Source organism: Bradyrhizobium sp. BRP22, assembly GCF_020194175.1.
Taxonomy (GTDB): Bacteria; Pseudomonadota; Alphaproteobacteria; order Rhizobiales; family Xanthobacteraceae; genus Bradyrhizobium.
The window spans coordinates 24,870-37,858 of record NZ_JADYVX010000026.1; the positions used below are offsets into that span (position 1 = coordinate 24,870).

15 protein-coding genes are annotated in these 12,989 nt (G+C 63.8%); 6 read left to right on the forward strand and 9 right to left on the reverse strand.

Going from position 1 to position 12,989, the window contains the following annotated elements:
* Positions 1–234 precede the first annotated feature (234 nt).
* On the forward strand, positions 235–780 hold the full coding sequence (locus tag I6F35_RS26975) for a sigma-70 family RNA polymerase sigma factor (protein WP_225120697.1): 546 nt from the start codon (positions 235–237) through the stop codon (positions 778–780).
* A gap of 2 nt (positions 781–782) precedes the next feature.
* Complete coding sequence (locus I6F35_RS26980; protein WP_225120698.1) at positions 783–1,421, forward strand: DUF1109 domain-containing protein; 639 nt, start codon at positions 783–785, stop codon at positions 1,419–1,421.
* A gap of 113 nt (positions 1,422–1,534) precedes the next feature.
* On the opposite strand, the gene I6F35_RS26985 is transcribed toward I6F35_RS26980, so the two are convergent.
* A complete protein-coding gene (locus I6F35_RS26985) occupies positions 1,535–2,641 on the reverse strand; it encodes a DUF2336 domain-containing protein (protein WP_225120699.1) in 1,107 nt (368 codons plus the stop codon).
* 75 nt (positions 2,642–2,716) lie between these two features.
* Complete coding sequence (locus I6F35_RS26990; protein WP_225120700.1) at positions 2,717–3,865, reverse strand: GGDEF domain-containing protein; 1,149 nt, start codon at positions 3,863–3,865, stop codon at positions 2,717–2,719.
* A 425-nt stretch (positions 3,866–4,290) separates the two neighbouring features.
* Between I6F35_RS26990 and I6F35_RS26995 the strand changes: the two genes are divergently transcribed.
* From I6F35_RS26995 to I6F35_RS27010, 4 genes are all read left to right on the forward strand, one after another.
* A complete protein-coding gene (locus I6F35_RS26995) occupies positions 4,291–4,860 on the forward strand; it encodes a sigma-70 family RNA polymerase sigma factor (protein ID WP_028166186.1) in 570 nt (189 codons plus the stop codon).
* Positions 4,857–5,585 (forward strand): hypothetical protein, encoded by a 729-nt coding sequence (locus I6F35_RS27000; RefSeq protein WP_225120701.1) that lies wholly within the window; start codon positions 4,857–4,859, stop codon positions 5,583–5,585. Before I6F35_RS26995 ends, I6F35_RS27000 begins: the two co-directional genes overlap by 4 nt.
* A 155-nt stretch (positions 5,586–5,740) precedes the next feature.
* The gene (locus I6F35_RS27005; protein WP_225120781.1) at positions 5,741–7,324 is read left to right on the forward strand and encodes a S8 family serine peptidase; all 1,584 of its coding nucleotides are present in this window, start codon (positions 5,741–5,743) and stop codon (positions 7,322–7,324) included.
* A gap of 440 nt (positions 7,325–7,764) precedes the next feature.
* A complete protein-coding gene (locus tag I6F35_RS27010; RefSeq protein ID WP_225120702.1) occupies positions 7,765–8,223 on the forward strand; it encodes a TIGR03809 family protein in 459 nt (152 codons plus the stop codon).
* A gap of 120 nt (positions 8,224–8,343) precedes the next feature.
* Here the strand turns inward: I6F35_RS27010 and I6F35_RS27015 are convergent, their stop codons facing one another.
* The 7 genes from I6F35_RS27015 to I6F35_RS27040 all read right to left on the reverse strand — a co-directional run bounded on the left by I6F35_RS27015 (position 8,344) and on the right by I6F35_RS27040 (position 12,985).
* Positions 8,344–9,714: a TIGR03808 family TAT-translocated repetitive protein gene (locus I6F35_RS27015; RefSeq protein WP_225120703.1), complete on the reverse strand. Its 1,371-nt coding sequence runs from the start codon at positions 9,712–9,714 to the stop codon at positions 8,344–8,346.
* A 196-nt stretch (positions 9,715–9,910) separates the two neighbouring features.
* Positions 9,911–10,573 carry a pyroglutamyl-peptidase I gene (locus I6F35_RS27020; protein WP_225120704.1) on the reverse strand — a complete coding sequence of 221 codons (663 nt, stop codon included), beginning with the start codon at positions 10,571–10,573 and terminating at the stop codon, positions 9,911–9,913.
* A complete protein-coding gene (meaB, locus tag I6F35_RS27025; protein WP_225120705.1) occupies positions 10,570–11,556 on the reverse strand; it encodes a methylmalonyl Co-A mutase-associated GTPase MeaB in 987 nt (328 codons plus the stop codon). Before meaB ends, I6F35_RS27020 begins: the two co-directional genes overlap by 4 nt.
* A complete protein-coding gene (locus tag I6F35_RS27030) occupies positions 11,553–12,344 on the reverse strand; it encodes a DUF3298 and DUF4163 domain-containing protein (RefSeq protein ID WP_225120706.1) in 792 nt (263 codons plus the stop codon). Before I6F35_RS27030 ends, meaB begins: the two co-directional genes overlap by 4 nt.
* Positions 12,344–12,457: a HepT-like ribonuclease domain-containing protein gene (locus I6F35_RS40270; protein WP_275945500.1), complete on the reverse strand. Its 114-nt coding sequence runs from the start codon at positions 12,455–12,457 to the stop codon at positions 12,344–12,346. Before I6F35_RS40270 ends, I6F35_RS27030 begins: the two co-directional genes overlap by 1 nt.
* 26 nt (positions 12,458–12,483) lie before the next feature.
* On the reverse strand, positions 12,484–12,687 hold the full coding sequence (locus I6F35_RS40275) for a HepT-like ribonuclease domain-containing protein (protein WP_346283197.1): 204 nt from the start codon (positions 12,685–12,687) through the stop codon (positions 12,484–12,486).
* A gap of 1 nt (position 12,688) precedes the next feature.
* Positions 12,689–12,985, reverse strand: a complete 297-nt coding sequence (locus I6F35_RS27040; protein ID WP_225120707.1) for a nucleotidyltransferase domain-containing protein — start codon at positions 12,983–12,985, stop codon at positions 12,689–12,691.
* Between the last annotated feature and the right edge of the window lie 4 nt (positions 12,986–12,989).

Below are 12,989 nucleotides of genomic sequence, written 5' to 3' on the forward strand. Positions count from 1 at the left end.
AAAGAGGCCGCTTTCGGGCGAGTCGCCGATTTTTCCCTTACGCAAAATTCCGCGCGTCCGCCCCGCCAGTGCGGGCACAGGCAATCGATGTTAAGAGCGCTCCGGATTTCGACCGAGTTCGCTCGGTCCGCATTTGAGATCCTGTCGCCGGCTTGTTGGTTCACGACTTCGTGATCAATCGGCTCGTGGCGTAACAAATTGAAGGATGGACCGAATTGCGTTGTGGGAGCGCGCGTGCGCGAGCGTGAGGACGAATGGACCGGCCTAATGCGGTCGGCCATTTCAGGCGATAGCACGGCATATCATCGCCTGCTCAAGGCGATTACGCCGGTCCTGCGGGCGACCGCGCGCCGCGGTTTGGCGCGTGCCGGGCAGCCGATCGATCAGTCCGAGGATATCGTGCAAGACATTCTGTTGGCGGTGCATTCGAAGCGACACACCTGGGATGCAAATGCCCCGTTTGCACCCTGGCTGTTCGCAATCGCGCGCAACAAGCTGATCGACGCGCTGCGGCGCCGGGGCAAACGGGTGTTCGTCAACATCGACGATTTTGCCGAGACCCTGCCTGGCGAGGCGCAGGAGGAGACGGCCTCCGCGAGCGAAATCGCCACGCATCTGAACACACTGCCGGCACGGCAGCGCGAGGTGTTGCAGTCGATCGCGGTCGACAACGCCTCGATCAAGGACACGGCGGCAAAATTCTCGATGAGCGAGGGCGCCGTGCGGGTGGCGTTGCACCGCGGGCTCGCCAACCTCACGGCGAAACTGCGGGAGAGCTGAGCATGGACACCGATCAGCTCATTCGCACGCTTGCCGCCGACAACACCCAGCGTGAGCGGCCGGTGGGTTTTGCCTTGATGCTGGCATTGCTCGCCGCCGCACCGGTTTCCTTGCTGATGTTCTTTACCGAACTCGGCGTCAGGCCTGATGTGATGACCGCGATGCGCAACCCGTTCTTCGACCTGAAGTTCGCCGTGACGATTGCGCTTGCCGCTTCCGCAATCGCCGTCAGCCTGCATCTGTCGCGGCCCGAGGCTTCGCTGCGAGGCTTTGGCTTGTGGCTGCTTGTTCCGGCCGGGCTCCTCGTTGCGGGTATCAGCGGCGAGATGATGATGCCGCAGCGCGCGCCGATGATGACGCGGCTGGTGGGCAACAATTCGCGGGCATGTCTGATCTCGATTCCCTTGATGTCGCTGCCAATGCTTGCGGGCGCGTTGCTCGGTCTGCGCCATGGCGCGCCGGCGCGCCCGGCAGTCGCCGGCGCGATCGCCGGGCTGGTGGCGGCGGGGCTTGCCGCAACGCTCTACGCGTCGCATTGCACCGACGATTCACCGCTGTTCGTGGCGACCTGGTACACGCTCGGAACCATCGTGGTGGCGGCAATCGGTGCGCTGATCGGGTCGAAGGTGCTGCGATATTGATCGCGGTGGCTCCACGTCGTCATTGCCAACGCAGCGAAGCAATCCATAGCGCCGGTAGTGGAGACATGGATTGCTTCGTCGCTTTCGCTCCTCGCAATGACGAGTGGGGGGAGCTAAGCAGCGGGTGCGGTTTGCTGCATGCGGTGGAAGCGCAAGACCTGTTGCGCGGTCGATGGGCGCAGCCCTTCGTAGGTTTCCATGCAGGCCAGGAGGTCGGTCGGGTCGCCGCCTGACAATTCATCGCGCAGGTTGATGATCGAGCGCACGGTCGACCAAGAGAAGCCTGCGACCTTGGCCAGGATCATCACGCCCTCGGCGCGGGTCTCGATCATCATGTTCTCGGCGACTGCCAACGTGACGTTGGCAAGAGCGGCGATCGAGGCATTGGTCTCGTCGAACTTGCCGGCTTCGGCAAACGCTGCCACCTGGAATTCGTCGAGGCGGCCATCCTCGTACAGCGACTTCACCAGCGCATGGGCGATCGCCGTGTCGCGCGTGACCGCCGAAGGCGAGGAGCGCGCGCGCCGCGCTGCCTCGCGCACCGCACTCGGCACCTCCTTGGCCTGTTGCGGGTTGGCAGCTTCGAGCCGGTGCCGCACCGTGTCCGATGCCTTCGCCAGCAGCTTCAGATAGAGATGCCGCGGCATACTCGGGCGCAGCCCGACGCAGGTCGCAAGGTCGTCATCGCCTTCGGCGCGGCTGATCAGGCGGGTGAAACCGCGCTCGGTGAACTCGGCGCCGGGATTATTGACGGTGCTCTGGATCACTTCGTCGTTGCCGCGCAGCACCAGCACGTCGGTGACCGCGCCGCTCAGCGTCTTGCGCGCCGAGATCGCCATCAGATGCGCCTGGCTTTTGTTGCGCGCGGTCTCGATCAGGGTGTCATCGTCGAGCCGGTTTGATTGCGTCAGCACGGGGCCGGCGACCTCGATCATGTCGTCGAAGGCAAGCGTCCGCACGGTCAATGGCGGGGCGGTGTCGATCGGCGCCAGCCGATTGGACAATAGCGCCTTTGCCGAGGTCTCGATATGAAGCAGCAGGCACTGGAACACATCGTCGAACAGCGCGATCTGCTGGTCCGAATAGTCCACCGCGCCGTTGACGAAGAGATCGGTCACGCGGCGCAGGGTCTCAACCCTTCGCGCTACCGTTCCATGGGCGAGCGCCGTCTGCAGCTCGTCAAGCAGGTTTTCGGGGCCGATTGCGGGTTTCGAACTCATGACTGTGACTCTGTCCTGGAGTATTGGCGATGCGACCGTGCCGGATTCTCCGACGGTCCAGGCGAATTCGTTTGATCATGCACTGGCGATGCAATTGCGTCCCCGTGCCTTGGCTGCGTAAAGCGCGCGGTCGGCGCGCGCGAGAAGCATGTCCGGGCCCTCGTTCGGCCGCAGCGTGGCGATGCCGGCGGAAATCGTCACCTTCATGCCCAGCGAAAATGCGCCCCAGTCGAGCTCGGCGATGATGGCCCTGAGCCGGTCGAGCGCGCGCGTGGCGCCATCTTCGTTCAGCTCGGGCAATATCAGCAGGAACTCTTCGCCGCCGTAGCGGCCGAAACGGTCGATGCTGCGTATGTTGGCGAACATCGAGATGGCGAAGGTCCTGAGCACTTCGTCACCGGTCGGGTGGCCATAGACGTCGTTGACGCGCTTGAACCAGTCGAGATCGATCAGCGCGACCGAACAGGGCGCGCCGGTGCGCTCGGAGCGGACGATCTCCTCGTCCAGCATCCGCATGATGCTGCGCCGGTTGAATGCGCCGGTCAGCTCATCAAGCTCGGCGAGTTCCTCGATGCGCTTGTAGGCTTCCTTCAGCTTCTGCCCGTTCTGGTACAGCGATTGCTGCATCGAACTGGAGAAGATGCCCAAGAACATGCAGCGCCCGATGGTGAGCGCAAAGACCAGCATCGTGGCGAGCCGCTCCAGCAGGCTGCTGTGTGGCATCGAGATCGGTTTGTCGGTCAAAAGGAATAGTGCGGCGAGGCCGAGCACCATCACCGTCCAGATCAGGCCAGTCTGGCGCGCCGAGGTCCTGAGCGCGCCGAAGCCGAACACCACGAACAGATTGCACAGGAACAGCACTCCGACTTGCGGCGCGATGTAGGTGAATGCGAGTTGGTTCACCATGTGCAGGGCCGACTGCGGCGCCACCAGATAGTGATCCCTGAAGCGCTCGTGGAAACCGAACTCGGAAAGCAGCACGTAAAGCGCGCACAGGCTCAGCCCGCAAAGTGCGTAGGCCATGGCCAACGCCGCCGGGACCGTGCCGGCGCCCGCATAGACCATGAGCACGAGGGCGTCGACCACGTAGCAGGCGCCGATCATTGCCTGGATTTGGCGCCGCCGTCTGGCGCGGCGCAACAGCTTCGTGGCGGCCAATCGGGAGCCGCGGCCATCCAATCCGCTGGCAACCGGGTTCAGAAATGAGGACGCCGCGGTGCCCATGCGCTCGCCATTGACGGAAAACTCCCAAAATCTATGCGGGAAAGCCTTTAGGTTTGGTATCTTTCGACGCGAATCCGGCTCGTGGAATCCCGCCATCTCCCTTGTTTTCGCAGGTGAAAATCCGGCTTGCCCCGACGACGGGGGGCTGCCGCGGCGAGCGAGCGCCAGATACGACGCTTGGGAGTCGGCGGAGGACTACCTTTTGGGCGGACTCTTGCTAAGGTTGCGACCGATCGGCATGGTCCCAGGGAGGTTATCCCTACTATGATACCGATACTGGGGGCGGGAGTGCAAAATTCATTCGAAATTGGCAGTCTGTGGGATAGCCCACACATGCATTCTGCACATTGCGGTAATGTGAAGAATTCTGCTCTCGCCATCGAACCAGCCCCCACTCCCTTCAGACCAATCTTGCGAGACGGCCATTGAGCGCGACACAGGCGGCTTCAGACGAGGTTCTGATCGCCCGGATCGCCCAAGGCGACCGGCTCGCCATGCAGGTGCTGTACGGGCGCCACCACGTGAGGGTGTACCGTTTCGGACTTCGGCTTGTGCGGGACGAACAGGTCGCGGAAGACCTCATCAGCGAGGTGTTTCTCGATGTGTGGCGCCAGGCCGGTAAGTTCGAAGGTCGGTCCGCCGTTTCTACCTGGTTGTTGGCGATCACCCGGTTCAAGGCCCTGTCTGCGCTGCGGCGCAGGAAGGACGCTGAGCTGGACGAGGACGCCGCGAACGCAATCGAGGATGCGTCCGATGATCCGGAAGTGGCGGTGCAGAAGAAGGATACGGGTGAAGCGTTGCGCAAGTGTCTGACGGCACTTTCGCTGGAGCACCGGGAAATTGTCGATCTCGTCTACTACCACGAGAAGTCCGTGGAGGAAGTCGCCGAGATCGTCGGTATTCCCGAGAACACCGTGAAGACGCGCCTGTTTTATGCGCGCAAGAAATTGGCCGAACTGCTCAAGGCAGCCGGCATAGAGCGAGGTTGGCCATGATGGCAGCGAGAAGAAAAATGCTGGAAGAGCCCAGCGACATCGAACTGCTGCTGCCCTGGCATGCCGCCGGCACGTTGAACGCGCGCGATACGCGGCGTGTCGAGGAGGCGCTGGCCAGCGATGCGGAACTCGCCAGGCAATACGCCGTGATCCGCGAGGAATATGCCGAGACCATCCACCTCAACGAGAGCCTGGGCGCGCCGTCCATGCGGGCGATGCAGAAGCTGTTCGCCGACATCGATCAGGAGCCCGTGCGCACACCGTCGCGGTCGGTGAGCCTTTCGACGCGAATCTCGCAGTTCTTCGCCAGCCTGTCGCCGCGGACGTTGGCGTGGTCGGCGGCAGCAGGCGCGATCTTGCTGCTGCTGCAGGCCGGCGTGATCGGCGCGGTGCTGATGATGAAGAGCCAGGGCAGTTCATTCCAGACCGCGTCCCTGACGCTTGAACAGCGGTCGGCTGCACCGGAACTGCGGTCGGCGCCGATCACCCGCAATCTCGGTGCGGCGAGCGCACCGCGCGCGCTGGTGCGTTTTGCTCCGGATGCCCGTATCTCCGACATCACGGCGTTGCTCGACAATTACCAGGCTTCGATCATCGGTAGCGCCCGCGAAGGCATGTTCCGCATCCAGTTCGGCAACAGCGCGATGAACAAGGACGACGTCGCCGCGCTGCTCGGCCGGCTGCAGAAGGAAAAGATCGTCAGCCTCGCGGTGGAGACGCCGTAAGGCGCAAGCCGGCCATAGATTTTCCCACGACGCGCTAGCGCGAGATGCCATTGGCCTGTGGACGCTCGAAATGGCGGAGCAAGACGGCGGTCGCGCTGATTGGCGCGCTGCTACCGATCATCAGCCTTTCGGGGCCGGCCGCGTCGCAGAGCATCATGCGCGCGCCGGAAATCCGCGTCGCCCCTCGCGTGCCGAGCGTCAGCACCAATGTCGGGCCGCGGGTCAATACCAATATCGGCGGAGCGGCGGTGGCGCGGACCCCTTCGCGGATCAGCGTCACTCCCCATGTGATGCCCCGCATTGGGGTGCAGTCGACGCTGCCCTCTGCGCGCTATTCGCCCAACATCCATCGTGCCTGTGACCCTGCCTATCGCGGCAGCGACGGCGACTGCCTCGATCGTCCCGTCTCGTCCGCGAATGGCGGAAATGTCGGCAACGCGGCCGGCAAGAAAGCGAACGGCGGACCGCGCAACAACGCGCCGCAGACAGTGGCTGATCTGCGCGCGGTGCCCAACGAACTCGTCGCCGAAATCGATGGTGCGCTGACCGACGCACAGATCGAACAATTGGCGCGGCGCCACCGCCTTGTGCGGGTGGAGATGCAGAACGTCCCGCTGCTCGGATCCACGATTGGCCTGTTCCGCATCACCGATCGCCGCCCGGTGGACGTGGTGCGCCGCGCGCTCGCCGGCGATGCCAGCGTGCGCTCGGTGCAGCTCAACTTCCGCTATCTGCTGCAGGACCAGAAGACGGCGCCGACCGAGGGCGATCCGGCGCAATACGCGCTGGCGCAGCTTCGCCTGCCGCAGGCGCATACGCTCGTCCGCGGCATGAACGTAACCATCGCGGTGATTGATTCCGGCATCGATGCCAGCCATCCAGAACTGGCAAATACGATTGCCGACACGTTCGATGCGATCGGCAGCAAGGAAGGGCCGCATGCGCACGGCACCGGCATTGCCGGCGCCATCGCCGCTCATGCCAGATTGATGGGCAGCGCGCCTGAGGTGCGCCTTCTCGCGATCCGCGCATTCGGCGCGACCGCAAACGGGGCGCAGAGTTCGTCCTATGTGATCCTGAAGGGATTGGACTATGCGGCGCTTCACGGCGCCCAGATCATCAATATGAGCTTTGCTGGGCCCAAGGATCCCCTGATTGAACGGGCTGTTGCCGCGAGTGCGGCGCGCGGGATCGTGCTGGTTGGCGCCGCCGGAAATGCCGGAGCCAAATCCGCGCCGCTCTATCCGGCAGCGAACCCGAACGTGATTGCGGTCAGCGGCACCGATGCGCAGGAGAAACTGTTTTCCGCCTCGAACCGGGGCAACCACATCGCGCTCGCCGCGCCGGGCGCCGATATCTTCCTGCCGGCCCCGGACGGCAAATACCAGATCGTTTCCGGTACGTCGTTTTCCGCCGCCTTCGTCAGCGGCATTGCGGCCCTGGTGCTGGAGCGTAATCCGTCGCTGAAGCCGAACGAGGTGCGCTCGATCCTGACCGGCACGGCACGCGATCTCGGCGACCCCGGGCGCGACGATCTGTTCGGCGCGGGGAGCGCCGATGCCTTCGCGGCGGTGTCCGCAGCTGCGCCGCCGGCGGTTCCGCTCGCCTCCAGCAAAGACACGCCGGCTGCGCCCGCGCGGGATAACACTTCTGTGAGCCGGGCGATGGAACAGCCGGTGCCGTCCATGGCCGCGGACAAATCGGCCGCAAATGACGCGAAAAGCCCCGCCGCGCAGTGAGTTTTTTTGCGCGTTCGCGCCGCAGACCGGGGCTGGCCAAGGTTAAAAAAATCGAACGGCGATTTTGAACGTCAGGCAGGGTGTCGCGACCAATATGTGTGGGAGCGATCCATTCCTCCCCAGCAGCTATATCAGGCGCGAGCGCCCATCCACCCCAAGCGCCCATATGGCTTGACCCGTCCGGTTGTCCCCCCGGACGGGTCTTCATTTTTTGACCAGCGCGCGTCCTGGTCACGCGCACGTCATGCCAGCGTCGCCTCGACGCCTTAATAGCGGCGGACCCAATAAACTCCAGTATTTGCGCGGACTTCTCTGAGTGCCCCGAGTCGTTTACGAAAAGGTGTTAGACTTTTTTAACCTTTTCCACAGAATATCCCCATCGCATTTTGATTCGGTTCGGTTGCGTCCTGCGTCCGTTTCTCTCTTTACGGGCTGTCTTAATGGCAAATCGAACTGACGCGGCCAGAGGCCGCGAGATCGTGGCGCGTTGGTGCGCGCTGGCGGAAGCACGGCTGGAACACCTCACCGAACTGTTCGAATCCGGGCGCTGGCGCCGCTATCACAGCGATGTGTCCTTCCTCGAAAACGTCCAGGAAGCCAAGCAGGCGGTCGAGACCTGGCGCGACCTGTTGCGGCGGGAGGCCTCGCTGGACAATTCGCCGATCGACATCTCCTGGCTTGGCCGCGGCCGTGTGACGCCGCTGCCGGCTCCGGTGCGGCTGCAGCCGCGACCGGTCGAACCGCCGGTGCCGGTGGCGCCGCCGGCGCCGCCAATCGAGATCGTCGCGCTCGAGCAGGCCGTGGAGGAGGAAGCGCCGGCGCCGGAAGAGACGCCGCTGCCGCTGCTCGACCTTGCCGCCATACAGGCGCGCTACCCGCTGCTGCGCAACGCGTTCTAGAGCATTTTCGGTTCTGATTGAATCAGAACCGAAGCTCTAGATTCTTGTTTTGACGCGTTTTCTTCACGCGAACCGGTATCCACTTTGCTCGAAAACGCTCTAGCCAGAGCTGGCTGGACGTTATCTCCGGACCGCGTTGCCGCCGAGCACGACCTGCGCGTATTGCTGGGCGCCGGCAACCGACAGATCCGCGGTGACCGCCCGCGCGTGGTCGAGCCCGACCACGGCGCCACGCGGCGCCTCCGAGATCATGTTGTTGTTGACCAGCGCGATCCCGGCGCCCGGCACCACCGACACGCCGATGCCGACAAAGGCCTTGCGGATCACATTGCCCGATATGGCGACGTCGCGCAGATATTTGCCCCAGCCGGCGACGATGCCGAAGGAGGGCGCGTTCTCGATCACATTGCCGGTGACGGACGTGTCCGCCTCGACATAGATGCCGATGCCGGCATCATCGTCCGGCGCCGTTCCGATCGGCCGTTTCGGGATCAAATTGCGGATGATGTTGCCCTGGACCACCGCGATGCGGCCCCCCTCGTTGAAATTGCAGACGGAGACGCCGACGGCGGCACCGTCGACCGTGTTATTGGCGATGACGGCGCCCTCGAAGGAGAATTCCGAATAGAGCGCGACCTCGCGGACGTCGCTGACGCTGTTGTCTGATATGTGGATGTTCGACGCCGAATTGCCGCGCACGGCCGAATAATCGCAATTACGGATGCGGTTGCCGCGCACAATCACGTTGCCGGCGCGAAAGGCGTTGATGGCGTTGCCATACTGGCCGGAGCCGCCGGGCCCGGCCTTGATGTCCTCGATGCGATTGTCGGCAACGATCGTGCCGTCGTCACCGATCGCCGTGCGCAGGATCTCGATGCCATTGTCGTTGGTGCCCGAGACCGTGTTGCGCGCGACCATCAGGCCCAGCGCGTCGAACGACACGATGGCGGTGGTCGCAATGTCAGTGAAGATGTTGCCGCTGACGTCGCCCGAGACCTGCTCGAACCAGATGCCGTTGCCGCCGCTGCCTTTGATCTCGCAAGCAGTGATGCGGATGTCGCGCCCGGTGAGGCAGTGCACGAGGCCGCGTCGCGTCGGCAGCGGCACATTGCCGCCGTCCAGCGTGAGGCCGGAAAGGCCGATGCTGTCGGCGCCTTCACCAAGAAACATCGACGGCCCGCCATTGAAGACAAGCCTGGTCGCGCCGCGCACGCCGACGAGTTGCGAACCGCGCTGCAGACGGAGCAGGCCGGTGCGGTAGACTCCGGGCGGCAGCGCCAGCGGCACTTGCGCGCGTGCAGCCTCATCGATCGCACGCTGCAGGGCTTTGGTCTGGTCGTCAGGACTGCCGGGGCGGACGCCATATTGCGTGGCGTCGCGGCCAAGCGCAGAGGCGAGCGGCGCCGCCCGCGCGGCATCCGCCGACAGCGCCAGCGCGCCGGCGGCGCCCGCTGTGGAAACGGCGATGAGATGACGGCGATTGACATCCATGATGCATGGCCCTCGCGAGGTCGGGTTCTAGCGCAGAACGACGTTTGCGTGGCGAACGCGAAGGCGCGCGTGGATGATTGTTCGGGGTAGGGTTAATCCGAAGTTGGATCAAAAACGGTGTCGTCCCGGCCTTGAGCCGGGAGCGCGCAATTAATCCCAGCGCAAAAGCGATAGATCACGCGGTATGGGTCCCGGCTCAAGACCGGGACGACAGTAGAGAACTACGCCGCGCCAGCTTCACCATTTCCATCAGCAGCGCCTCGCCGGCATCGACGAGAGCCTCCAGCGTGATGCGCTCGGTTCCCTTGCGCAGCGACGTGCCGTGGCGCGGGATCAGCGGCACATGCACGAAGGCGGCGAGCCGCGGGCCGTCGCCCTTGTCCATCGCCTCGATCGCGCGCCAGCTCAAGTAGTTGCAGAGATAGCTGCCGGCATCGCGGGAGGCGCGCGCGTCGATGCCGGTCGCAAGCGCGGCGCGCAGCAGCTTTGCGGTATGCGGTCCGAACATTGTCGCATCGGCGCCACCGACGATCGAGCCCTTGCGCGCGCGGTGGCGACCGGCATCGGCGACCAGCGTGGTGACCGCATTGCGGGCGCGGGTCTCGACCCGCAGATGCGCGGTGCGGCCGGCAAGCCCGAACATCAGAAGCGCCTGCGGACGGACGCGCGCGATCAGCTCCGGCAATTCGCGATCGACGGTATCGTACGTCACCTTGAAGATGTGGCTCGTCAGCTTGACGTCGTCGAAGGCGGGACGGCGAAGCTGCGTCAGCCGTTTCACCAGCGGCATGGTCGGGTTGAACGGCGCGCCGGGAAACGGTCCGAAGCCGGTGACGAGCACCGAGAGCTTTTCGCTCATCGCAACAGTTCCGCGATCTGCTCGGCCGCCACCGCCGGCGAAATGCGGCCGTCGGCGACCTCGGCCTCCGTCTTCTTCACCCTGGCGCGGATCGCGGGGTCCGAACGCAAGCGCGCCATGATCCGCTGCTCTAGCATCGACCACATCCATTTCACCTGCTGCTCGCGCCGTCGATCGGCGAACTCGCCGGAGGCGTTCATCGCGGTGCGATGCGCGACGATCTTCTGCCAGAGCCTGTCGATGCCCGCGCCGGTCAGCGCCGAATAGGTCTCGACCGGCGGGTGCCAGTGCTCGGAGCGGGGCTTGAGGATATGCAGCGCGCTGCGATAGTCGGCCGCGGCGAGATTAGCGCGCTTGAGATTGTCGCCGTCGGCCTTGTTGATCGCGATCATGTCGGCGAGTTCGACCAGGCCCTTCTTGATGCCCTGCAATTCGTCGCCGGCGCCAGGCAGCATCAGGGCAAGGAAGAAATCGGTCATGTCAGCGACCGCGGTCTCGGACTGGCCGATGCCGACAGTTTCCACCAGCACCACATCAAAGCCCGCCGCCTCGCAGAGCAGCATCGCCTCGCGCGTCTTTGCCGCGACGCCGCCGAGCGTGCCGGAGGAAGGCGAGGGGCGGATATAGGCGTGATCGGATGCCGACAGCCGCGCCATCCGCGTCTTGTCGCCGAGGATCGAACCGCCGGTGCGCGCGGATGACGGGTCGACCGCCAGCACCGCGACCTTGTGATCGTGCTCGATCAGGTACATGCCGAGCGCGTCGATCGTGGTAGACTTGCCGACGCCCGGCGAGCCGGTGATGCCGACACGGAAAGCCTTGCCGGTGTCGGGAAGCAGCGCCTGCACCAGGTCGCGCGCCGTTGCCTGGTGATCAGCGCGGCGGCTTTCGATCAGCGTGATCGCGCGCGCCAACGCCGCGCGGTTGCCGGCGCGCAGGTCATGGGCGAGGGCGTTGATGTCGAGCGCCTTGGTGCCGCTCATTGCTGATGATCCTCATCGGCTTTGGGCCGCGATCCGCCGAAAATCCTGACGCCCTCGGATGTCAAATACGGCTTCAACGTCTCCCAGGGCACGAAGGCCACATATTGGCCTTCGGCGTAGGAGCCGACCGCATAGGGCGGATAGTGGAAGGTCAGGCCGGAGCTCCTGCCGGCTTCGGTCGAGGGCGCCAGCGCCACCGCGCCGATCTTGAGCAGGGTCGGCTTCAGCTCCTTGTACCACTCGGCGGTCGCGGTTTCGCCGGCGCCGCGCTTCTTCTTCTCGACGTTCAACGAAGCGATCGCCGCATCCAGCATCGCCGTCATGGTTGGGCCGTTGTCAGCAGTCTCCTTGAAGAAGGGGCGGATGCTGATGCGCTTCTTCTCGGCAGAATCCCACAGGATGGTGTTGACGTCGGAGTTCGGATGCGCGCCGTGGGTATTGATGTAATCGTTGCGGACGATGCTCACGTAGCGGCCATCGACCACCGAACGGACATTGTATTTGCGCTCGAAGGTCCAGCCGCCACGGTCGAACAGTTGCGGATCCTGCTTGCGCGTGGAGGCCGCCTCGGCGGCGCTCTTGTCGATCCATTTTCGGCCTTCAGCAAGGCAATCAGCGGCCAAGGCGGGATCGGCCTTGACCTTGTCGTCCAGAAAGACGCTGGCCTCGATGCTCCTGTTCTTGACCAAAGCGTCGGGCTTTGGGTCGGCGGCGGGGGCAGGTCCGAGACATATGATGCTTACTGTGACGCTTATTGCCAGTGCGGCGCTCAATTTGCTCAGTAACATCAAGGCTTCGCTTCCTTGGCAATTTGTTCGGCAAAGTTCTTGAGAGGTTTGAGATCGCGCTCGACCACGTTCCACAGCAAATCTGCGTCTGTCCGGTGATAGGCGTGGCGCAACCAATTTCCGAGATCAGCCAAACCTCTCAATCGATGCCAGGTTCTTTCACCTTCAATTCAGCTGGAATGTATCGGGACGCCTCGCTGATGATTTCAAGCAACCGTTCCGCTGCCAATCGTACGATCAGATCGTTTGCAAAGCTTTCACGCGTAAACCCGGCCACCATGTGTTGAATATCGTCGATCGCCGTGACGATGTGATCGATTCGATCAGTAAGGGTCGGGCGCACGTCAAAAGACTTCGACGATGTCGTCTGCTATACGCTGCGCGAAACGGGGAGTGAGCGAGCGCCGCGTGGTAGCCTGCGCCTGCAATCCGGTCGCATCCTCGATGAGGTGCTCAACACCGATCAAATTTAAAAGCGAAAACGGGGCATCCGGCTCGAGCTCTACGAGTACGTCGATGTCGCTGTCAGGCCGATTGTCGCCGCGTACGTGCGAGCCGAAAATGGCGAGCTTCGACACACCCGTTGCCTTGATGGCATCGGCGTTCTTTCGTATCGCAGCAATGATCTCGTCACGCGTCATGGCA